At 60.6% G+C, this 21,527-nt stretch carries 18 protein-coding genes; 8 read left to right on the forward strand and 10 right to left on the reverse strand.

The annotated features are described in order from the left end of the window. Positions 1-180: 180 nt before the first annotated feature. Positions 181-780 (reverse strand): FMN-dependent NADH-azoreductase, encoded by a 600-nt coding sequence (locus tag HX805_RS22820; protein ID WP_003210712.1) that lies wholly within the window; start codon positions 778-780, stop codon positions 181-183. A 151-nt stretch (positions 781-931) separates the two neighbouring features. Beyond that, complete coding sequence (locus tag HX805_RS22825) at positions 932-1,246, reverse strand: 3-phosphoglycerate kinase (protein ID WP_177054945.1); 315 nt, start codon at positions 1,244-1,246, stop codon at positions 932-934. Between the two features lie 49 nt (positions 1,247-1,295). On the opposite strand from HX805_RS22825, the gene HX805_RS22830 reads away from it, so the two are divergent. The 5 genes from HX805_RS22830 to aqpZ all read left to right on the forward strand — a co-directional run bounded on the left by HX805_RS22830 (position 1,296) and on the right by aqpZ (position 6,397). Then, on the forward strand, positions 1,296-2,219 hold the full coding sequence (locus tag HX805_RS22830) for a LysR family transcriptional regulator (RefSeq protein WP_003210710.1): 924 nt from the start codon (positions 1,296-1,298) through the stop codon (positions 2,217-2,219). 13 nt (positions 2,220-2,232) lie between these two features. Beyond that, entirely contained in the window at positions 2,233-3,036 is an 804-nt protein-coding gene (locus HX805_RS22835) for an alpha/beta fold hydrolase (RefSeq protein ID WP_087692557.1), read from the forward strand. A 3-nt stretch (positions 3,037-3,039) separates the two neighbouring features. Beyond that, entirely contained in the window at positions 3,040-3,603 is a 564-nt protein-coding gene (locus HX805_RS22840; protein WP_003210708.1) for a peptidylprolyl isomerase A, read from the forward strand. 83 nt (positions 3,604-3,686) lie between these two features. Then, on the forward strand, positions 3,687-5,519 hold the full coding sequence (locus HX805_RS22845; RefSeq protein ID WP_177080155.1) for an ABC transporter ATP-binding protein: 1,833 nt from the start codon (positions 3,687-3,689) through the stop codon (positions 5,517-5,519). Positions 5,520-5,698: 179 nt separating this feature from the next. Then, complete coding sequence (gene aqpZ / locus HX805_RS22850; protein ID WP_008437990.1) at positions 5,699-6,397, forward strand: aquaporin Z; 699 nt, start codon at positions 5,699-5,701, stop codon at positions 6,395-6,397. Positions 6,398-6,408: 11 nt separating this feature from the next. On the opposite strand, the gene HX805_RS22855 is transcribed toward aqpZ, so the two are convergent. Next, on the reverse strand, positions 6,409-7,533 hold the full coding sequence (locus tag HX805_RS22855) for a GNAT family N-acetyltransferase (protein ID WP_177022936.1): 1,125 nt from the start codon (positions 7,531-7,533) through the stop codon (positions 6,409-6,411). Positions 7,534-7,572: 39 nt separating this feature from the next. Here HX805_RS22855 and HX805_RS32450 point away from each other — a divergent pair, with 39 nt between their 5' ends. After that, complete coding sequence (locus tag HX805_RS32450; protein WP_157222855.1) at positions 7,573-7,728, forward strand: hypothetical protein; 156 nt, start codon at positions 7,573-7,575, stop codon at positions 7,726-7,728. 34 nt (positions 7,729-7,762) lie between these two features. Here the strand turns inward: HX805_RS32450 and HX805_RS22865 are convergent, their stop codons facing one another. The 6 genes from HX805_RS22865 to aceK form a co-directional block, all read right to left on the reverse strand. Further along, the gene (locus tag HX805_RS22865) at positions 7,763-9,097 is read right to left on the reverse strand and encodes an OprO/OprP family phosphate-selective porin (RefSeq protein WP_003210703.1); all 1,335 of its coding nucleotides are present in this window, start codon (positions 9,095-9,097) and stop codon (positions 7,763-7,765) included. A 339-nt stretch (positions 9,098-9,436) separates the two neighbouring features. Continuing rightward, complete coding sequence (locus HX805_RS22870) at positions 9,437-9,670, reverse strand: anti-sigma factor (RefSeq protein ID WP_003210701.1); 234 nt, start codon at positions 9,668-9,670, stop codon at positions 9,437-9,439. Next, entirely contained in the window at positions 9,664-10,278 is a 615-nt protein-coding gene (locus tag HX805_RS22875) for an RNA polymerase sigma factor (RefSeq protein ID WP_003210700.1), read from the reverse strand. Before HX805_RS22875 ends, HX805_RS22870 begins: the two co-directional genes overlap by 7 nt. Positions 10,279-10,303: 25 nt before the next feature. Then, positions 10,304-11,425: a beta-ketoacyl-ACP synthase III gene (locus tag HX805_RS22880; protein ID WP_003210699.1), complete on the reverse strand. Its 1,122-nt coding sequence runs from the start codon at positions 11,423-11,425 to the stop codon at positions 10,304-10,306. A gap of 355 nt (positions 11,426-11,780) precedes the next feature. Further along, complete coding sequence (gene hrpA, locus HX805_RS22885; RefSeq protein ID WP_008437986.1) at positions 11,781-15,692, reverse strand: ATP-dependent RNA helicase HrpA; 3,912 nt, start codon at positions 15,690-15,692, stop codon at positions 11,781-11,783. 70 nt (positions 15,693-15,762) lie between these two features. Continuing rightward, complete coding sequence (gene aceK, locus HX805_RS22890; protein ID WP_177035901.1) at positions 15,763-17,484, reverse strand: bifunctional isocitrate dehydrogenase kinase/phosphatase; 1,722 nt, start codon at positions 17,482-17,484, stop codon at positions 15,763-15,765. A gap of 426 nt (positions 17,485-17,910) precedes the next feature. Here aceK and HX805_RS22895 point away from each other — a divergent pair, with 426 nt between their 5' ends. Together HX805_RS22895 and HX805_RS22900 are read left to right on the forward strand one after the other, a co-directional pair. After that, on the forward strand, positions 17,911-19,521 hold the full coding sequence (locus HX805_RS22895; protein WP_371316594.1) for a methyl-accepting chemotaxis protein: 1,611 nt from the start codon (positions 17,911-17,913) through the stop codon (positions 19,519-19,521). A gap of 72 nt (positions 19,522-19,593) precedes the next feature. Beyond that, complete coding sequence (locus tag HX805_RS22900) at positions 19,594-20,490, forward strand: DMT family transporter (protein ID WP_177117330.1); 897 nt, start codon at positions 19,594-19,596, stop codon at positions 20,488-20,490. A gap of 31 nt (positions 20,491-20,521) precedes the next feature. Here the strand turns inward: HX805_RS22900 and HX805_RS22905 are convergent, their stop codons facing one another. Continuing rightward, on the reverse strand, positions 20,522-21,382 hold the full coding sequence (locus HX805_RS22905; protein ID WP_023659095.1) for a DMT family transporter: 861 nt from the start codon (positions 21,380-21,382) through the stop codon (positions 20,522-20,524). Positions 21,383-21,527: the final 145 nt, after the last annotated feature.

The raw sequence follows: 21,527 nt of genomic DNA on the forward strand, positions 1-21,527 counted from the left end.
CGACATTAGCGGTTTTCCGCGCGTTACGAAACTCAAGGCAAAAAAAACCCGACCTCGCTAAAAGCGTCAGTCGGGCGGGAGCACTCAGGAGCAAAAAGTGCAAAGGGAGGTTCGATACGCGTACTTGAAGGGTTGCGTGGAGCTATCTAAACAGCGGGCGATTATCTGACGATTAACATCTCACGCCACTTGGGCCAACAACGCCTTGGCCTGGTTCAAACCCTTCTCCTGGAAATCACCGCCCAGGTTCACCCCTTCGGCATGAATGAACGTGACGTCATGGATGCCGATAAAGCCCATGACCTGACGCAGGTACGGTTCCTGGTGGTCGGTGCTGCCACCGGCGTGGATGCCGCCGCGGGCGGTCAGCACAAAGGCACGCTTGTCGGTCAACAGGCCTTGGGGCCCGGTGGCGGTGTATTTGAAGGTCACACCGGCACGCAGCACATGGTCGAGCCAGGCTTTGAGGGTGCTGGGAATCGCGAAGTTGTACATCGGCGCGGCCATCACCAACACATCGGCGGCCAGCAACTCATCGGTCAGTTCGTTGGAGCGGTCCAGGGAGGCCTGCTCAACCGTGCTGCGCTGCTCGGCAGGTTTCATCCAGCCGCCCAACAGATTGGCATCCAGGTGCGGAACCGGGTTGATGGCGAGGTCTCGTACGGTGATCTGATCAGCCGGATGGGCGACTTTCCATTGGCTGATGAATTGTTGGGTCAGCTGCCGGGAGATTGAGTCCTGCTGACGGGCGCTGCTTTCGATGATCAGAACACGGGCCATGATTATGTAAGCTCCATCGGTGAATGCTGTAAGGCGATGGAGTGAAGGTTAGACAGGGTCCGTTCGATTAAAAAGCGTAAAAAACTGCTATAACCCATCTAGAAATTTGTTTATAAGCGGAGTATTGCTGTACGCAAGCTCCGCTTTTGCCTTATTTCGGTGCGCAGGTGAGCTGGATACGCATCTTGATAACGGCACGGTTGAATTTGACCGTGGTATTGGTGGTTTTCCCTGCTGCAACCGTGACCTTGCGCGTACGCGGGGCTTCCGGGCCGTTGGTAAAGCGTACCTTGCACTCCGCGTCATTGGGGCCGTAGTTGGTGAGTTGGATCGAACTGATATTGCTGTCGACGTCTGACGCGCTGTAATCGATCTTCACGCCCTGAATGTCTTTCGTCACATCGGTACTGAATGCAAACGCACTCAACGGCAGCAACGCCAGCAGCACACAACAGAATTTTCTCATTCGGCAGTCTCCAATAAGGACCGCCAGCTTAGGACAAGAGGAGCTCATCTTGAAAGCGCCCCGCGTTACCCTTGATCAATGGCGCACCTTGCAAGCCGTGGTCGACCATGGCGGCTTCGCCCAGGCGGCCGAAGCGCTGCACCGCTCGCAATCCTCGGTGAGCTACACCGTGGCCCGCATGCAGGATCAGCTCGGCGTGCCGCTGCTGCGCATTGACGGGCGCAAGGCCGTGCTCACCGAAGCCGGTGAAGTGCTGCTGCGCCGCTCCCGGCAACTGGTGAAAAACGCCAGCCAACTGGAAGACCTGGCCCACCATATGGAACAAGGCTGGGAAGCCGAGGTGCGGCTGGTGGTCGATGCCGCTTACCCCAACGCCCGCCTGGTGCGCGCCCTCACTGCCTTTATGCCGCAAAGCCGTGGCTGCCGGGTGCGTTTGCGCGAAGAGGTGTTGTCCGGCGTCGAAGAGCTGTTGATGGACGGCATGGCCGACCTCGCCATCAGCGGGTTCATCATTCCCGGTTACCTCGGTACGGAAATGAGCGACGTCGAATTTGTCGCCGTGGCCCACCCCGAACATCCGCTGCATCAATTGCACCGCGAACTGAGCTTCCAGGATCTGGAAAGCCACATGCAGGTGGTGATCCGCGACTCCGGCCGCCAGCAGCCACGGGACGTCGGCTGGCTCGGCGCCGAGCAGCGCTGGACCGTCGGCAGCCTGCCCACCGCCGCCACCTTCGTCAGCAGCGGCCTGGGCTTCGCCTGGCTGCCGCGACACCTGATCGAACGCGAACTCAAGGAAGGCCTGCTCAAGCTACTGCCCCTGGAACGGGGTGGCAGCCGCAACCCGACCTTCTATCTTTACTCGAACAAGGACAAACCCCTGGGCCCCGCCACGCAGATTCTCGTCGAGTTGCTGCGCACCTTCGACACTGCACCACTGGACGCGCCATTCGCCGCACCGCAGCAAGCCTGAACAAGGAGTTCACGTGGCCTATTTCGAACATGAAGGTTGCACCCTGCATTACGAGGAATATGGCCACGGCGCGCCGCTGATCCTGATCCACGGCCTGGGCTCCAGTTGCCTGGACTGGGAACTGCAAGTGCCCGTGCTGTCCCAACACTATCGCCTGGTGGTGGTGGATGTGCGCGGTCACGGCCGCTCCGACAAACCCCGTGAGCGCTACAGCATCGCCGGCTTCACCGCCGACCTGGTGGCCTTGATCGAACACCTGCATTTGCCGCCGGCCCACGTGGTCGGCCTGTCCATGGGTGGCATGATCGCCTTTCAACTGGCAGTGGATGAGCCGCAAATGCTCAAGAGCCTGTGCATCGTCAACAGTGCGCCCCAGGTCAAGGTTCGCAGCGCCAGCGACTATTGGCAGTGGGCCAAGCGCTGGAGCCTGGCGCGCATCCTCAGCCTGAACACTATCGGCAAAGCCCTGGGCAGCCTGCTGTTTCCCAAGCCCGAACAGGCCGAACTGCGGCGCAAGATGGCCGAACGCTGGGCAAAAAACGACAAACGTGCTTACCTCGCCAGCTTCGATGCGATTGTTGGCTGGGGCGTACAGGAACAACTTTCGAAAATATCCTGTCCAACCCTGGTCATCAGCGCCGACCACGACTACACCCCCGTGGCGCAGAAAGAAATCTATGTAAAACTGCTGCCCGATGCGCGGCTGGTGGTGATCGAGGATTCCCGCCATGCCACGCCGCTGGACCAACCCGAACGCTTCAACAACACCCTGCTCGATTTTCTCAAGACAGTCGAAACCACAACCCAGGATCACTGACCCATGCTGAAAAAAATCGCCTTCTTTGCCGGTTCCGTACTGTTCGCTGCCAACCTGATGGCGGCCGAACCCGCCAAGGCACCCCACGTCTTGATCACCACCACCAATGGCGACATCGAGATCGAACTGGACCCGGTCAAGGCCCCGATCAGTACCAAGAACTTCCTGGCCTATGTCGACAAGGGCTTCTACACCAACACCATTTTTCACCGGGTAATCCCGGGCTTCATGGTGCAGGGCGGTGGTTTTACCCAGCAAATGTCGCAAAAGCCGACCGAAGCACCGATCAAGAACGAAGCCAGCAACGGCCTGCATAACGTGCGCGGCACCCTGTCGATGGCGCGTACCAACGACCCGAACTCCGCCACCAGCCAATTCTTCATCAACGTTGCGGACAATGCCTTCCTCGACCCGGGCCGTGATGCCGGTTACGCGGTGTTCGCCAAAGTGGTCAAGGGCATGGACGTAGTCGACATCATCGTCAACTCGCAGACCACCACCAAACAGGGCATGCAGAACGTGCCAATCGATCCTGTCCTGATCAAGTCGGCCAAGCGCATCGACTGAAGGCTACAGGGAGTTTCGCGCGGGGCCCGCAAGGCGTCGCGCGCATTTGAACAGGAGAGCCCGCCGCGCGGGCGTCAGACCCAATGCTCTATCGTCGTTTTGAACAACTGATCGACATCTTCCGCGAACCTCCCAGCGCGGCCCCTCCAGACAAAGTCCTACCCTTCTACGTCTATTACCTGCGCCAGGTATGGCCAAGCTTTGCCGCCTTGCTGGTGGTGGGCCTGATCGGCGCGCTGATCGAAGTGGCGCTGTTCAGCTACCTGAGCCGCATCATCGACCTGGCCCAGGGCACGCCGCCCGCCAACTTCTTCCAGATCCACGCCACCGAGCTGATCTGGATGGCCGTGGTCGCCCTGCTGTTGCGCCCGATCTTCGGCGCCCTGCATGACCTGCTGGTGCACCAGACCATCAGCCCCGGCATGACCAGCCTGATCCGCTGGCAAAACCACAGCTATGTGCTCAAACAGAGCCTGAACTTCTTCCAGAACGATTTCGCCGGGCGCATTGCCCAGCGCATCATGCAAACCGGCAACTCCCTGCGCGACTCCGCAGTGGCCGCCGTGGACGCGATCTGGCACGTGGCGATCTACGCCATCAGCGCCCTGGTGCTGTTCGCCGAAGCCGACTGGCGCCTGATGATCCCGCTGATCACCTGGATCGTCGCCTACAGCCTGGCCCTGCGGTACTTCGTGCCACGCGTCAAGGAGCGCTCGGTCATCTCCTCCGAGGCACGCTCAAAACTGATGGGGCGGATCGTCGACGGCTACACCAACATCACCACCTTGAAGCTGTTCGCTCATACCAATTTCGAGCAGAACTACGCCAGGGAAGCGATCGTCGAGCAGACCGAGAAAACCCAGATGGCCAGCCGCGTCGTGACCAGCATGGACATCGTGATTACCACCATGAACGGCCTGCTGATTGTCACCACCACCGGCCTTGCCCTGTGGCTGTGGACCCAATCCCTGATTTCGGTGGGCGCCATCGCCCTGGCCACCGGCCTGGTGATTCGTATCGTCAACATGTCCGGCTGGATCATGTGGGTGGTCAACGGCATTTTCGAAAACATCGGCATGGTCCAGGACGGCCTGAAAACCATCGCCCAGCCGCTGGCAGTGACCGACCGGGAAAATGCCCCGCGCCTGGAAGTGCCCCATGGCGAGGTGCGGTTCGATCAGGTGGATTTCCACTACGGCAAGAAGAGCGGGATCATCAGCGGCTTGAACCTGGCGATTGAACCGGGTGAAAAGATCGGCCTGATCGGTCCGTCCGGCGCGGGCAAATCCACCCTGGTCAACCTGCTGTTGCGCCTGTACGACCTGCAAGGCGGCCGTATCCTGATCGACGGCCAGAACATCGCCGACGTCGCCCAGGAAACCCTGCGCGAACAGATCGGCATGATCACCCAGGACACCTCGCTGCTGCACCGCTCGATCCGCGACAACTTGCTGTATGGCAAGCCGGACGCCACCGACGAAGAGCTTTGGGCCGCCGTGCACAAGGCCCGCGCCGACGAGTTCATCCCATTGCTGTCGGACGCCGAGGGCCGCACCGGCCTCGACGCCCACGTAGGCGAACGCGGGGTGAAACTCTCCGGCGGGCAACGCCAGCGCATCGCCATCGCCCGGGTACTGCTCAAGGACGCGCCGATCCTGATCATGGACGAAGCCACCTCCGCGCTGGATTCGGAAGTCGAAGCGGCGATCCAGGAAAGCCTGGAAACCCTGATGCAGGGCAAGACAGTGATCGCCATCGCCCACCGGCTGTCCACCATTGCCAGAATGGACAGGCTGGTGGTGCTGGAAAAAGGCCAGATCGCCGAGACCGGCAGCCATGCCGAATTGCTCGCACACGGCGGTTTGTATGCGCGATTGTGGCAACACCAGACCGGTGGCTTCGTCGGAATAGACTGATTCCGTTGGTTAACTGCAACCTCAATTCCGAACAATTCTGACAGTTTTCTCTATCCCGCTGGTCTTGCTACACAATCCTGCTGTACTCCAATCAGGCCCCAGGAGGGCCCTGATTTAAGGCAGCAGGGATGCATCACAGACCCGTTAATCAGATAGAGCAATCTATTAAGGATGTGTTCATGTCACTGTTCAAACGTTCCGTTACGGAAGGACTGGGTACGTTTTGGCTGGTGTTGGGTGGCTGCGGCAGTGCGGTACTGGCCGCATCGTCCCCGGTCGGGATCGGTGTGCTCGGTGTGGCCCTGGCGTTCGGGCTCACGGTGCTGACCATGGCATTTGCCATCGGGCACATCAGCGGTTGTCACCTGAACCCTGCAGTGTCGGTGGGGCTGGTAGTGGGCGGAAGATTTCCGGCCAGGGAGTTACCGGCGTACATCGTGTCCCAGGTAATCGGCGGCGTCGTTGCCGCTGCACTGTTGTACTTCATAGCCAGCGGCAAGCCGGGGTTCGAACTGGCTTCGGGCCTGGCCAGCAACGGCTACGGCGAGCATTCGCCTGGTGGTTATTCGATGGCAGCGGGGTTTGTGTGCGAGCTGGTGATGACGGCGATGTTCGTGTTGATCATCCTCGGCGCCACCGACCGCCGTGTGCCGACGGGCTTCGCGCCCATTGCCATTGGCCTGGCGCTGACGCTGATCCACCTGATCTCGATCCCGGTCACCAACACCTCGGTCAACCCGGCCCGCAGTACCGGCCCGGCGCTGATTGTCGGCGGTTGGGCGCTGCAGCAGTTGTGGATGTTCTGGCTGGCGCCGATCCTCGGTGCAGTGGTCGGCGGCATTACCTATCGATGGCTCGGCGCGGAAAAAACCGCCTGAGCCAGACAGGTTCAGCCCTGCCGATAAGGCAGGGCTGCCCTCGCCTCCTCGGCATACGCCAGGATCCCCACGCTTTCGCGCTCCAGGAAATCCGCCACGGCGGTCTTCAATCCCGGGTGTCGCAGGTAATGCCAGGAGTGCGTGATCACCGGCTCAAACCCGCGAATCAACTTGTGCTCGCCCTGGGCGCCGGCGTCGAAACGCTGCAGGCCATGGGCAATCGCGTAATCCATGCCTTGGTAGAAGCAAGTCTCGAAATGCAGCCGGTCGAACTCGGCCAGGCAGCCCCAGTAACGCCCATAAAAGCTGTCGCCGCCGATCAGGCTGAAGGCCATGGCCACCGGCCGTGAACCTTGCTTGGCCAGCACCACGCGAATCGCCTCGGGCATGCGCTCGGCCAGCAGGCTGAAAAAATTCCGGGACAGGTAGGGCGATTGTCGGCGTATGGCGTAGGTATTGGCGTAACAGGCGTAGACAAAATCCCACTGTGCCTCGCTCAACTCATGGCCTTGCAGCCACTCGAAATCGATGCCCTGCCCCGCCACTTGCTCGCGCTCCTTGCGCATCTGTTTGCGCTTGCGCGAACTCAGCGCGTCGAGAAAGTCCTGGAAGTCGCGGTAGCCGCGGTTTTGCCAATGAAACTGGCAGCCCAGGCGTTGCAGCCAACCCGGCTGCCGGGCCAGTGCGGTGTCTGCGAGGGCGTCGGTAAAGTTGATATGGGCGCTGGAAAGGCCTTCGATTTCCAGGTAACCGGGCAGGCTTTTAAGCAATTCGAAACCGTCCTCGGCGCTGGCGGCCAACAGGCGCGGGCCGCTGACCGGGCTGAAGGGCACGGCCGTCAGCAATTTCGGGTAGTAGTCGATGCCCGCCCGCTCGCAGGCATCGGCCCAACCGTGGTCGAACACGTACTCGCCATAGGAATGCCATTTGCGATAGCTGGGCAACGCGGCAATCAGCCGTCCACCTTCATAATGCAGCAAATGCTCGGGCTGCCAGCCGGAGTGCGGGCCGATGCTGGCGCTGTCTTCCAGGGCACTGAGGAACGCATGGCGCAGAAACGGCTGATCGACGGGGACCAACGCGTTCCATTCATCGGGCGCAATCTCGGACAGGTTATTCAAACGTTGTAACGGCATCCCATTCCCCGACGGTCACGGCTTTGTGTAGGAGCGAGCGTGCTCGCGATGATCGTTAACGACAACGCGACCATTCTGACAGAACGCGGTGATCTCGGGTTCTTCGCGAGCAAGCTCGCGCCTACAGGACACGGCGCAAAAAAAAGCCCCGCCAAACGGCGGGGCAAACCAAATGAGGAGCGCTTTGACGGATGAAGAAAGAGCGCTTTGGAGCGGTATTACAGGTTGCCTAGAACACGTATTGCACGCGGGCCACGATGGCGTCGCCGCTGTCGTCGCCATTGGCGTTCTGGATCTTGTCAGTGCTGACCTTGAGGTAGTTGGCAGACACCTTCACCGCTTCGTTGGCGTACCAGTTGACACCGATGGTGTTCAGGCTTGCCTTGGCGTCACCCACTTCACGGGTCGCGCTGTTACGCACCACGTTTTTGTCGTCAACGCTGATGTTGTCGTAGCGGTAGAACACTTCCCACGCACCGAACTGCTTGTTCTGCGGCTTGATGGTGTCGAACTTGGCGCCGTCGAGTTTGTAGACCCGGGACTCGCCGGTCAGCGTGTAGGCCACCTGGCCGTAGAAACCCGTGGCCTTCACATCCTGATAAGCGCTGCTGTCGGCCTTCATCTTGCGGTTCAGGTATTCGGCCTGCAGGGACAGCGGACCGCGGGCGAAGGCAAATTCGCCGCCGAACACCGTGTCGGTGTCGTAGGCGTCGTTCGCGGTCAGGTTGCCGGAGTCCAGCCCTACACCGCCGCCGAAGGTCGCACGGTTGCCGTTGGCCCCGGCATCGTTACCGCCGTTGGTGGCAACGCCACGAGCGTCCAGGCGAGGACGGATCCGCGAGTCGAACGAGGTGTCCTTCAGGTCACGCACCGCCACGTCCACACCCAGGTGCAAGACGTTGCCGCTGTCGTGCATCGGCGCAAACACGGCACGGCCGTTGAACTGCTTCACGCCTTTGCCGTCCTTGTCGTTGATGTCCTTGGACGACACGCTGGAGGACAGGTAGGCCATGTCAGCCACCACGGCGCTGACCTGCAGGCCCATGCCGTTCTCGTGGGAGTTGATCCAGTCGGCGACTTCATAACCGAGGTTACGCTCGATGGCGGTCACCCACTTGGAACTGGTGGCTTTTTCCAGGCCGAAGTCCTGGTCGAAACGACCCGCGCGGATCACCACTGGCTTGAAGCCTACGTACGAGAAGGACGCTTCGTCGAAGTAGCCATCATCGGCATTGCCGGAGTTGTGGGAAAAGTCGTAGTTGATCTGGTATTTCCAGTCCTTGTACACCGTGCCGCCCAATTCGAGGTAGGCACGTCGGAAGTATGTGGCGTCAGCCGAGTTGCCATTCTTGGTGTAAAAGCCATCAAACGTGCCGTAATCGGCCTGCAAACGACCACCCAGCTTGAAGCTGAAATTCTGGTCGGTGGTTGCAACCTCAAGGCCGCCCTTGGTTTTGACAACGATATCGGCACCGTCAGTAGTGACAGTACCGGCGAAAGCCTGGGCGGTGACGGCCAGGGCCAAGGCGCTGGCCGCGAAACCGGCGAAGTGCTTGCGGATCATCGAAGAATTCCCCTAATTGATGGTCTTGTGCATTGGTAAAACACGCGGTTTAGAGCCGCTGGTGTTGGGGGGCGATCTTGGCGAGGGGATATTTCAGCTGGGTTGCCGGAACATAAATATTTTGTTACTCGGGAACTTTTTAATAGCCATTCGAAATAAGCTAGAGCCTATGGAAATCAAGGCTCCAGCCCTGAAAACTGGTGAAAATGGCAGATGATACAAAATGTAAAAACACCTGATAAAAATGAAATATTTTTCATCTTGGTTGTTTTTTGAGCAAAAAAAAGCCCGCATCTTTTGTCGATGCGGGCTTCGTTTCAGTGTGAAAAGTGATGGATATTATTGGTCGCGGGAGCGCTCGGCGGCCAGGCGTTCGGCCAACGCATCAACATCGGCGATAGGCGGCTCGGGCAGGATCTTCAGCGTCGCCTGCATCAAGCGCATCTGCCGGATAAAGCGCCGGCAGTTGGGGCAGAACATCAGGTGATGGCGCACCAGCAGGCGCTCGCGAAAGGTCAGTTGCCCATCGAGATAGTCACTGGAACGTGCCACTTGTTCCTTACAGGTCAACATTCGCCGGTTTCCTCAAAATGCTCCACCGTGGCGAAGACTTTAAGCCGTGCTCGATGCAACAGCACACGAACATTGGAGAGCGATAGCGTCAGAAGATTACAAATCTCCTCCAACTCCAGCCCCTGGCGCTCACGCAGCAGCAGTACGCTGCTTTGCAGCTCGGAAAGACTGGCCAGTGTGTGCTCCAGGCATTTACGCAATTCGTCTTCAGTGAGCAGGGCTTCGGGCGTGTCCTGGTGCCAGGCAAACGGCGCGACGGCCCAGTGGCCATCTTCGGGCACAAAGCGATCATCACCGATGGTGCCATGGGGCGCCGGCAAGTCATCGAGCAGTACTTCCCGGCGGTTTTGCTTGTAGCGGCCCTTTGCCGAGTTGGCAGTGATGGTCAGCAGCCAGGTCTTGAGGCTGGAACGCCCCTCGAACTTCGCCAGGTTACGCACCACCGACAGCCAGGCGTCCTGCACCACCTCATCGGCATGGCGCTGGCCAACGATGGCATAGGCCACGGCACGCATCGCGCTCTGGTAGGTGGTGACCAACTCCTTGTAGGCCCGCTGCTCACCCTTGAGCAATCGTTCAAGCAGGTGCGCGTCGTCCGCTGCTGCCATTCAAGACCTCGATTTCAAAACATGATCAGCGTTTGCGCAGGATCACGCTACCAATCGAATACCCTGCGCCAAACGAGCTAAGCACAGCCACAGCGCCCTTGGGCAAGTCGTCCTGGTAGGTGTGGAACGCAATCACCGAACCCGCCGAACTGGTGTTGGCGTAAGTATCGAGGATCACCGGCGCCTCTTCCACAGAAGCCTCGCGGCCCAGCAGTTTCTTCACGATCAGATGATTCATGCTGAGGTTGGCCTGATGCAGCCAGAAACGCTTCACATCGCCGACATTCAGCTGGTTTTCCGACAGGTGCTTGCCGATCAACTCGGCGACCATCGGGCAGACATCACGGAAGACCTTGCGGCCTTCCTGCACGAACAGCTTGTCCGGGGCACCAATCCCCTCTTCCGCCGCGCGGTTGAGGAAGCCGAAGTTATTGCGAATGTTGTTGGAGAACTTGGTCAGCAGCTTGGTGCTCACCACGTCGAACTGATGCTCGGAAGTGGCCAGGTCGGCCCGCTCCAGGATCACGGCGGTGGCCGCATCGCCAAAGATGAAATGGCTGTCGCGGTCGCGGAAATTCAGGTGGCCGGTGCAGATCTCCGGGTTGACCATCAGGATCGCCCGCGCCTGGCCCAGCTGGATGCTGTTGGCGGCGTTCTGGATACCGAAGGTCGCCGAGGAACATGCCACGTTCATGTCAAAGCCAAAACCCTGGATACCCAGCGCTTCCTGGACTTCGATGGCAATCGCCGGGTACGCCCGCTGCAGGTTGGAACAGGCGACGATCACACCGTCGATATCGGCGGCGGTCTTGCCGGCACGCTGCAACGCTTGCTCGGCAGCACTGACGGCCATCTGGCAGAGGATCGACCATTCGTCGTTGGAGCGCTCGGGCAGGCGTGGCGCCATGCGTTGCGGGTCGAGAATGCCAGCCTTGTCCATGACAAAGCGGCTCTTGATGCCCGAGGCCTTCTCGATAAAGGCGGCGCTGGATTCGGTCAGGGCCTCCACGTCACCGCGTTCAATGGCGGCGGCGTTATCCAGGTTGAACTGTTGCACGTAAGCATTGAAAGACTGCACCAGCTCTTCGTTGGAGATGCTGTTGGCCGGGGTGTACAGGCCTGTGCCGCTGATGACGACGTTATGCACGGTCGTTCCTCTAAATCTGTTCAGGCAGAAGGGTATTGGTACCGTCGTACCAAACCGTAAGTAGTTTTATGCCGCCCAGCGGCCTTCAAACTGGAAACGCTTTATTCCATCGCGCCACGGCTGCACCAGCCCAACTCGACGATCCCGGCATTTATAACCGCGAAGTTTGCCACAACATCGGACACTTGGCGCCTATCCCGCGCAAACACCTTCCCTGTGGCGAGCGAGCTTGCTCGCGCTGGGTCGCGAAGCGGCCCCAATAAAGTGACCCGGGTGTTTCAGAGAGACCTTATGGGGCTGCTTCGCAGCCCAGCGCGAGCAAGCTCGCTCGCCACAGTTGCTTGCCGCACGTCGGTCACGCTTCGACCAGGCTCCATTGCTTGCTCAGGCGCTTGTCGGAAATCGGTACCTTGGTGCCCAACTGCTGGGCAAACAGCGAAACCCGGTATTCCTCCAGCCACCAGCGATACAGCTCCAGCTGAGGGTCGCGCTTGCCTTCCTGGGCGTGTTTGTTCAGGCGGTTCTGATACTGGCTCCACAAGCCGCCCAACTCGGTACTCCAGACCCGGTCCTTCTGCACCTGGCTTGGCAATTTCTCCAGGCGCAGCTCGATGGCCTTGAGGAAGCGCGGCAGTTCCTTGAACCATTGCGCCGGGGTTTCCCGTACGAAACCGGGGTACACCAGATTGCTCAGTTGCTGCTTGATATCATTCAGCGCCACCGCCTGGGCCAGGTCAATCTTGCCCTTGAAGCGTTTTTGCAGGCCATGCCACAGTTTCAAAATTTCGAGGGTCAGGCGCGCCTGGCGCTCGGCGTGCTCGGTCCAACTGCCACGCTTGCGCTCGGCCAGGGCGGCCAGGCCGGCGCCGTCCCGCGGCAGGCTGGCTTCGCCTTCCAGCACGCAACTGTCGAGGCTGGCCAACAGAATGTCTTCCACCAGGGCTTCGATACGCCCCAGCTCGCGGTACATCAACCCCAACTCGGTCAGGCCCGGCAATTTGCCCCGCAGGAACTTTGCCGGCTCGGCCAGTTGTTGCAGCAGCAGGCGCTGCAAGGCTCGACGGTGCTGGAACTCAGCCTCGGCAGCGGTAGAGAAACGCCCTTCCTTGACCGTGCCGTTTTCTTCGACCAAGGCCGGATACACCGTCATCGACAGCCCGGCGATGTTTTGCTGGGTTTTCTCGGCCACCGCCGCGAACACCTTGGCCTCCACCGGCTGCTGGCTCTTCGCAGTCTGCGGCACCGCCAACGCAGCTTGGCTGGCCTCGGCGAAACGCGCGGTCAACTCGGCCAGGTCGCGGCCTTCACCGAGGAACTTGCCCTGGCCGTCGACCACTTCCAGGTTCATCTTCAGGTGGCTCTCCACCTGCTGCGCAGCCTCGGCCCAGGCTTCATCGCTGACCCGTGCCCCGGTCATGCGCAGCAACTCGCGCCCCAAGGCCTGAGGCAACGAGCCTTGGCCAAACTCGATACGTTGCAACGCCGCCTTGACGAAATCCGGCACCGGCACGAAGTTCTTGCGCAGGGCCTTGGGCAAGTTGCGCACCAGGGCAATGCACTTGGCCTCGATCACACCCGGCACCAGCCATTCCAGGCGCTCGGGTGGCAAGGCCGGCAACAGCGGCGCCGGCACGCGCAGGGTCACACCGTCCCGTGGATGGTTGGGTTCGAAGTGATAACTCAAGGCCAGGGCCAGGTCGCCCAGGTGCAAGGTGTCGGGGTAATGGGCGGCGGTGACTTCACTGGCCTCGCGGGCCAGCACGTCTTCTTCGCGCATGATCAACAGTTGCGGGTCTTTCTGGCTGTTGACCTTGTACCAACTGTCGAAGGTCGCGGTCTGGTGAATCTCCGCCGGCAGGCGCGCGTCGTAGAAGGCGTACAGGGTTTCTTCGTCCGCCAGGATGTCGCGCCGGCGGGCCTTGGCTTCCAGTTCGTCGAGCTGCTCCAGCAATTGCTGGTTGGCCGTCAGGCAGCGGGCCCGGGACTGGATCTCGCCGCGCACCAGGCCTTCGCGGATAAACAGCTCGCGGGACGTCACCGGATCAATCGGCCCGTAATGCACCGGCCGGCGCCCGACGATGATCAACCCGAACAGGGTGATCTGCTCAAACGCCACCACCTGGCCGCGCTTCTTTTCCCAATGGGGTTCGAAGTGGTTTTTCTTGATCAGGTGCCCGGCCAACGGCTCGATCCAGTCGGCGTCGATCTTGGCCACCATCCGCGCGTACAGCTTGGTGGTTTCCACCAGCTCGGCGGTCATCAGCCATTGCGGACGCTTCTTGCCAATACCCGACGACGGGTGAATCCAGAAACGCCGCTGACGCGCGCCGAGGTAATCGCCCTCTTCGGTCTTCTGGCCAATCTGGCTGAGCAGGCCGGACAGCACCGCCTTGTGCAGTTTGGGGAAGTCCGCCGGTTCTTTATTGACGGTCAACTGCATGTCGCGACAGATCAGGCTCAACTGGCGGTGGGAGTCACGCCATTCCCGCAAGCGCAGGTAGTTCAGGAAATTCTTGCGGCACCAATTGCGCAGCGGGCTGGCGGTCAATTCCTGGCGCTGCTCTTCAAAACCACGCCACAGGTTCACCAACCCGGCGAAGTCCGAATCCGCGTCCTTCCATTGTGCGTGAGCCTGGTCGGCGGCTTGCTGGCGCTCCGGCGGACGCTCGCGCGGGTCCTGGATCGACATGGCGCTGGCGACGATCAGCACTTCCTGCAGGCTGCCAAGCTTGGCTGCCTCCAGCAACATGCGGCCCATGCGTGGGTCCACCGGCAGACGCGCCAACTGGCGGCCCATCGGTGTCAGCTGGCTGTTGCGGTCAACGGCGGACAACTCTTGCAGCAGGTTGAAACCGTCGCTGATGGCCTTGCCGTCCGGCGGCTCGATAAACGGGAAATCGGTGATCTCGCCCAGGCGCAGGTGCAGCATCTGCAGGATTACGGCCGCGAGGTTTGTGCGAAGAATCTCGGGGTCGGTAAATTCCGGGCGCCCGATAAAATCCTCTTCGCTGTACAAGCGCACGCAGATACCGGGTTCGACCCGCCCGCACCGGCCTTTACGCTGGTTGGCACTGGCCTGGGAAATCGCCTCGATCGGCAGTCGCTGCACCTTGGCCCGGTAGCTGTAGCGGCTGATGCGCGCGGTGCCGCTGTCGATCACATAACGAATGCCTGGCACGGTCAGCGAGGTTTCCGCGACGTTGGTCGCCAGCACCACACGCCGGCCCGGGTGCGACTGGAAGATCCGCTGCTGCTCCGCCGGCGACAGGCGCGCATACAGCGGCAGGATTTCAGTGTGCTTGAGCTGGGCCTTGCGCAGCATGTCGGCGGCGTCGCGAATCTCGCGCTCGCCGGGCAGGAACACCAGCACATCGCCGGGGCTCTTGCGCTCGCTGCGCTCGAAGGCGGCGATCTCATCGAGGGTGGCGAGAATCGCCTGGTCGACGGTCAGGTCGTCCTCGACGCGGTTGCCCTCCTCGTCCTGCTCCAGGGTCAGCGGGCGGTACCAGGTCTCCACCGGGAAGGTGCGGCCCGACACCTCGACAATCGGCGCATCGTCGAAGTGCTTGGAAAAGCGCTCCAGGTCGATGGTGGCCGAGGTGATGATGACCTTGAGATCCGGGCGACGCGGCAGCAGGGTTTTCAGATAACCCAGCAGGAAGTCGATGTTCAGGCTGCGTTCGTGGGCTTCGTCGACGATGATCGTGTCGTAGCGTTCGAGGTAGCGGTCGTTCTGGGTTTCGGCCAGCAGGATACCGTCGGTCATCAGCTTGATCAGGGTGTTGGAATCACTCTGGTCTTCAAACCGCACCTGATAACCCACCAGGGAACCCAGCGGCGTCGCCAACTCTTCCGCGACCCGGCTCGCTACGCTGCGCGCCGCAATCCGCCGCGGCTGGGTGTGGCCGATCAGGCCGTATTGGCCGCGGCCGATTTCCAGGCAGATTTTCGGCAACTGGGTGGTTTTACCCGAACCGGTTTCACCGGCAATGATCAGCACCTGATGCTTGAGCAACGCTTCCTTGATCTCGTCACGCTTGGCGGCGATCGGCAGGCTGTCGTCATAGCGAATCACCGGCAGGCTGGCGCGCCGCGCCGTCACCTGGGCGCAGGAGGCCTGCATCCGCGTCACCCACTGCGCAAGTTTTTCCTCATCGGGTTTCTTGCGCAGCTCAAGCAGCTGCCGCCGCAGGCGGTGGCGGTCGGCGAGCATGGCGTGATCGAGGTTTTTCAGCAGTTGGTCGATAGCGGGCGCTTGGTCAGTCATCAGGTACGCAAAGGTCGTCTATGTAGGCAGGGGGCGGATTGTCGCAGAAAAGCGCCGCCGCGCGCTCCCCTCATTCATTGTCCAGGCCCTTGCGCCGGTAAGGAAACACATCGATTACCTTGCCGGCGCGAATCGCCTCTTGCAGGCCTTTCCAGTAGTCGGCGTTGTACAACTCGCCGTGCAGTTCGTCGAACAGGCGGCGCTGGCCGGAATCAGCAAACAGGAATGGCGGAAACTCCTCGGGGAACACGTCCAGCGGACCGATGGAATACCAGGGCTCGGAGGCCATTTCATCTTCCGGGGTACGCGGCGCCGGGATGTGGCGGAAGTTGGCCTCGGTCAGGAAACAGATTTCGTCATAGTCGTAGAACACCACGCGACCGTGGCGGGTGACGCCAAAATTCTTCAGCAGCATGTCGCCCGGGAAAATATTCGCCGCCGCCAGTTGCTTGATCGCCAGGCCGTAGTCTTCCAGGGCTTCGCGCACCTGGGCTTCGTTGGCGTTTTCCAGGTAGAGGTTGAGCGGGGTCATGCGCCGCTCGGTCCAGCAGTGGCGGATCAGTACCGTATCGCCTTCGACTTCGACGGTACCGGCGGCGACTTCCAGCAGTTCGGCCAGGCATTCAGGCTCGAATTTGCTCAACGGAAAACGGAAGTCGGCGAACTCCTGGGTGTCGGCCATGCGCCCTACCCGGTCGACACTTTTCACCAACCGGTACTTCTCGATCACGGTGGCGCGGTTGACGTTTTTCGACGGTGAAAACCGGTCCTTGATGATCTTGAACACGGTGTTGAAGCCCGGCAGGGTAAACACGCTCATGACCATGCCGCGCACGCCCGGCGCCATGATGAACTGGTCGTCGGTGGTGGCAAGGTGGTTGATCAGCGCCCGGTAGAATTCGGATTTGCCGTGTTTGTAGAAGCCGATGGAGGTGTACAACTCGGCGATGTGCTTGCCCGGCAGGATGCGCTTGAGGAAGCCGATAAACTCCGCCGGCACCGGCACGTCCACCATGAAATAGGAGCGGGTGAACGAGAAGATGATCGACACATCGGCCTCGTCGGTGATCAGCGCGTCGATCTGGATGCCGCGCCCTTCCCGATGCAGCAGCGGGATCACCAGCGGCCACTGTTCGTCGCGGGTGTAGATGCGCCCTACGAGGTACGCGCCTTTGTTGCGGTACAGCACCGAGGAAAACAGTTCGACGTTGAGGTCCGGGTCCTTGCACACCCAGTCCGGCAGGTTTTCGCGCAATTGCGCCTCCAGGCGGCGCAGGTCGGCGGGCAAGTCGGCGTAGGGTTCGCTGAAACTGTAGTCGGCGAAAATCTGCTCCAGCATGCCCGCCAGCTTGCCGCCCGGCTTGTAGGTGCGGGTTTGCGCCGCCCGGGCGCGGCGCAGGCTGGGCCGGGTGGTATGGATGAACATGCAGCCGTCGCTGATCAGGTCATGGCTGAACAGCCCGCAAAACGTCGAGTTGTACCAGGTCTCGGACAGCTCATCGTCAAACCGCAGGTCGATCAGGCTGATGTAGGCACTTTTCACCAGCGGCCAGGCGGCAATGTCGAGCAACACGGCTTCATCGAAAGCCGCCCGCAGCCGCGCCGTGACTTCGCTGACCTTCTCTTCGTAAAGATTGATGCGCGCAGCCGATGCCGCCTGCCCTTGCTGCCACTGCGCCTTTTCAAAACGCTCCCGGGCGCCGTCGGTGATCTGGCGGAAGTGCTCGCGGTAGTCGTCGAAGCCGTCGAGGATCATCTGCGCAATGTCGAGGGCGGGCGTTGGCTGCGGCATTCGGGAAACCTCTGCGGGCATTTGGAGTGAGCTGAGCTTAGCCAGTGTGCGGGAACAGGAGAAGGATCATTTTTCATTCAGACTTGTACAAGATTGTTCATTTCGTACATTTATTTACTCTTTATTTAATTCGACTAACCGGTCAACAAAAAACCCGCGCGTCACCCTCCCCGCATCAAACGTTTCATCTACAGGCCTTGTGTGACGTGGCCTGCCTGTGCGAGCCGGGGTAAATAAGAGTCTTTGCTCTACTGCTCCGGTACTGGTGGCTTCTCGACCATTGGATCCAACGTAAGGGAAACCCTGACTACCCTAGCTAGTGGCACTTTGCTATATAGCGCGCCCTCTCCCACCTAACAAGGTCAGAAGACCGATCCGGGAACAGGTTCTAACCGCCAAAGGAGCATTGAGATGTCATTGAGGAATATGGGGATCGGCCTGCGCGCCAGTCTGAGTTTTGGGGTTTTGGCCAGCCTGTTGATCGTGGTCGGCCTGTTTGGTTTAGGCCAGATGGCCAAGCTGCGGGAAAGCGCACTGATCATCGAAGAGTCGTGGATGCCGAGTATTGAAAACATTCACGACAGCGCCGCCTACGTCGCCAGCATCCGTCTGGAAGCGTTGCGCTTGCTCACCACCGATGAGTCCCGGGTGCGTGACAACAGCAAAAACCTGATCACCCGCCAGCGTGGCGACCTTGAAGAACTGCTGAACCGTCACGAAACCCTGCTGAGCAACGAGCAGGAACGCGACCTGCTCAAACAGTTGAAAGCCAACGTTGCGAGCTATATGACGATCGTCGGCCAGATGATTCAACTGGTCGACCAGGACCAGCAGCAAAACGCCATGGACCTGCTCAACAGCCGCCTCGCCCCCCAAGGCATGGTCCTCAATAAAAGCCTGGAAGACATGATCACCTTCAACCAAAAAGGTGTGGAAGACGCCGCAACATCGGCGGCGCAGATGTACACCAGCGCCCAATGGGTGGTCGGCACCATCATCGTCACCGCCCTGATGGCAACTTTACTGCTGGCCTGGCTGCTGACCCGCAGCATCACCGCGCCCATTGGCCAGGCACTGACAGTGGCCCGCACCATCGCCTCCGGCGATCTGAGCCGGCCGATCGTCGTGGAGGGCAAGGATGAGCCGGCGCAACTGCTCACCGCGCTGGCCACCATGCAGGCCAACCTGCAGGAAACCATCCGTGGCATCAGCGAATCGTCGCAGCAGTTGGCCTCGGCGGCGGAGGAGATGAGTTCGGTAATGGAGCAGAGCACCCGCGGCCTGCAAGCGCAGAACGACGAGATCGAACAGGCTGCCACCGCCGTGACGCAGATGAGCGCGGCAGTCGATGAAGTGGCGGGCAATGCGGTTTCCAGCGCCGAAGCCTCCAAGGCCTCCGACGAAGACAGCAAGCACGGTCACTACCAGATCAGCGAAACCATCAGCTCGATCCAGAACCTGGTGGACGAAGTCCTCGGTGCCTCGACCAAGGCCGAGGGCCTGGCGGCGCAGGCCCAGGACATCAGCAAGGTGCTTGAAGTGATTCGCGGGATTGCCGGGCAGACCAACCTGCTGGCACTCAACGCGGCGATTGAGGCGGCCCGCGCGGGCGAGGCCGGTCGTGGTTTTGCCGTGGTGGCTGACGAAGTGCGCTCCCTGGCACAACGCACCCAGGACTCCACCGAAGAAATCGAGCAGATGATCAACGGTATCCAGCAAGGCACCCAGGACACCGTCGGCGCCCTGAACAGCAGCGCCGAACACGCCGGCCAGACCTTGCAGCGGGCCAACAGCGCCGGCAGTGCACTGGAGAAAATCACGGCGGCAATCTCACAGATCAGCCAGCGCAACCTGGTGATCGCCAGCGCCGCCGAGCAGCAAGCGTTGGTGGCTCGTGAGGTGGACCGCAGCCTGGTGAACATCCGGGACCTGTCGACGCAAACCGCCGCCGGTGCCACCCAGACCTCGGCGGCCAGCCAGGAACTGTCGCGGCTGGCGGTGGACCTCAATGGCTTGGTGACGCGTTTCGTGCTGTAAAACATGTATTAGCGATTGTGTCAGACAGGTCGGTGGGCAACACTTCCGCCCTTATCAAACTGGAGTTCCTCCGTGAGACCTGTCGACACCCTGCACCTGTTGGTGCTGGCCGCTATCTGGGGCGCGAGTTTTTTGTTCATGCGAATTATCGCGCCGGAAATCGGCACCCTTCCTACCGCGTTTTTCCGGGTGTCGATTGCCGCCACCGGCCTGCTGGTGATCCTCGCCATGATGCGGGTGAGTTGGGATTTCCAGGGCAAGTTCAAGACAGTCCTGTTGCTCGGGGTGATCAACTCGGGCATTCCCGCGACCATGTATTCAGTGGCGGCCCAAGTGCTGCCGGCCGGTTACTCGGCGATCTTCAATGCCACGACGCCACTGATGGGCGTGCTGATTGGCGGGTTGTTCTTCAGTGAGCGCCTCACGCCGTCGAAAATCGCCGGGGTATGCCTGGGCCTGTTCGGCGTTGGCATCCTGACCCGCGCCGGGCCGGTGGCCTTCGACATGGAACTGCTGATGGGTGCGCTGGCGTGCCTGTTGGCGACCACCTGCTATGGCTTTGCCGGCTTTTTGGCACGGCGTTGGCTCGATCAACGGGGCGGGCTGGACAGTCGTCTCGCAGCCTTGGGCAGCATGCTCGGGGCCACGCTGTTCCTGCTGCCGCTGTTTGCCTGGAGTGCCATCAGCCATCCACCCGTCAGCTGGGGTGGCTGGCCTGTATGGTTGTCGCTGCTGGGGTTGGGGCTGGTATGCACGGCGTTTGCCTACATCCTGTACTTCCGCTTGCTGACGTCCATCGGCCCGGTGAAGTCGATGACCGTGACCTTCATGATTCCGCCATTCGGGGTGTTGTGGGGCGCGTTGCTGCTGGATGAGCCGTTGTCCATGGCGCATCTGTATGGCGGGTTATTGATTGCGGGGGCGTTGTGGCTGGTGCTTCGGCCGGGGAAATTGGCCAGCAAGCTGTAGGAGCTTTTTGGCTCCTACAGCATTGGGTTTATCAGCCCTTACGGAACACAAAAGCCAATCCGACGATGATCAAGCCCATCCCCAGCAAGCTCAACATTGCCAGCTTGTTGCCGAAGATCAGGTAGTCCATCACCGCCGTCACCGCGGGCACCAGGTAGAACAAGCTGGTGACATTCACCAGGTTGCCCCGGGCAATCAGCCGGTACAGCAACAGCGTCGCCAGCAATGACACCACCAGCCCCATCCACAGCACCGGCACGAAAAAGCCGGTGTTGTGTTCAAAGTGGAACGGCTGGAACGGCACAAACACCGAGCACAACAGCAAGCCGGCCAGGTATTGCACAGGCAGCGTGCCCAACGGGTTATCGGTGATGCGCTTCTGCATGATCGAACCAAAGGTCATGCTGGCCAGGGCCAACAGGCCAAAAAGCATGCCTGCCAGGGACATGCCGGACATCCCGATGCCCTGGTACACCACCATGATCAACCCCGCCAATCCCAGCGCGAGGCCGAACATCCGGCTCCAGGAGCGCCGGCGCTCCATCAACACCACGGTCAGGATCGGCTGCACGCCCATGATGGTTGCCATCATGCCGGGCGTGACTTTGAGGTCCAGGGCCAGCAGATAGAAAATCTGGTAGGCCCCCAACAGCACCAGCCCGGTAGCCGCCGCGTAAAGCATCGGCTTGCCGGGACGCGGCAACTTCAGCTTGAGGATCGGTACCAGTATCACCAACCCCGCCAGGGCGATGGCGAAACGGATCAGCAGAAACGCAAAGGGTGAAGCGTGGGCCAGGCCCCATTTGGAGAAAATCGCCCCGCTGCTCCACAGCAAGACAAACAGGCTCGTCGAGGCCGCCGCGGCCACGGATTGTTTCGAAAGAACAGACATGGATACCACCTGTGATCAGGCAAAAAGCCAACTCAGCAACAGCTGAAATTCAGTAGGTTTTTTCAGGCGGGCACAGGGGAACAGCCATCAGCTGATCAGCCCGAAATGCCAACACCCGGCGGTGATACGACTGCGTACACCGGCG

Source organism: Pseudomonas sp. G5001 (genome assembly GCF_013385475.1).
Classification (GTDB): Bacteria; Pseudomonadota; Gammaproteobacteria; order Pseudomonadales; family Pseudomonadaceae; genus Aquipseudomonas.

Coding starts and splice junctions, on each gene's coding strand:
- HX805_RS22820 (WP_003210712.1), bottom strand. CDS start 780: ATGGCCCGTGTTCTGATCATCGAAAGCAGCGCCCGTCAGCAGGACTCA.
- HX805_RS22825 (WP_177054945.1), bottom strand. CDS start 1,246: ATGAGAAAATTCTGTTGTGTGCTGCTGGCGTTGCTGCCGTTGAGTGCG.
- HX805_RS22840 (WP_003210708.1), top strand. CDS start 3,040: ATGCTGAAAAAAATCGCCTTCTTTGCCGGTTCCGTACTGTTCGCTGCC.
- HX805_RS22845 (WP_177080155.1), top strand. CDS start 3,687: ATGCTCTATCGTCGTTTTGAACAACTGATCGACATCTTCCGCGAACCT.
- aqpZ (WP_008437990.1), top strand. CDS start 5,699: ATGTCACTGTTCAAACGTTCCGTTACGGAAGGACTGGGTACGTTTTGG.
- HX805_RS22855 (WP_177022936.1), bottom strand. CDS start 7,533: ATGCCGTTACAACGTTTGAATAACCTGTCCGAGATTGCGCCCGATGAA.
- HX805_RS22865 (WP_003210703.1), bottom strand. CDS start 9,097: ATGATCCGCAAGCACTTCGCCGGTTTCGCGGCCAGCGCCTTGGCCCTG.
- HX805_RS22870 (WP_003210701.1), bottom strand. CDS start 9,670: ATGTTGACCTGTAAGGAACAAGTGGCACGTTCCAGTGACTATCTCGAT.
- HX805_RS22875 (WP_003210700.1), bottom strand. CDS start 10,278: ATGGCAGCAGCGGACGACGCGCACCTGCTTGAACGATTGCTCAAGGGT.
- hrpA (WP_008437986.1), bottom strand. CDS start 15,692: ATGACTGACCAAGCGCCCGCTATCGACCAACTGCTGAAAAACCTCGAT.
- aceK (WP_177035901.1), bottom strand. CDS start 17,484: ATGCCGCAGCCAACGCCCGCCCTCGACATTGCGCAGATGATCCTCGAC.
- HX805_RS22895 (WP_371316594.1), top strand. CDS start 17,911: ATGGGGATCGGCCTGCGCGCCAGTCTGAGTTTTGGGGTTTTGGCCAGC.
- HX805_RS22905 (WP_023659095.1), bottom strand. CDS start 21,382: ATGTCTGTTCTTTCGAAACAATCCGTGGCCGCGGCGGCCTCGACGAGC.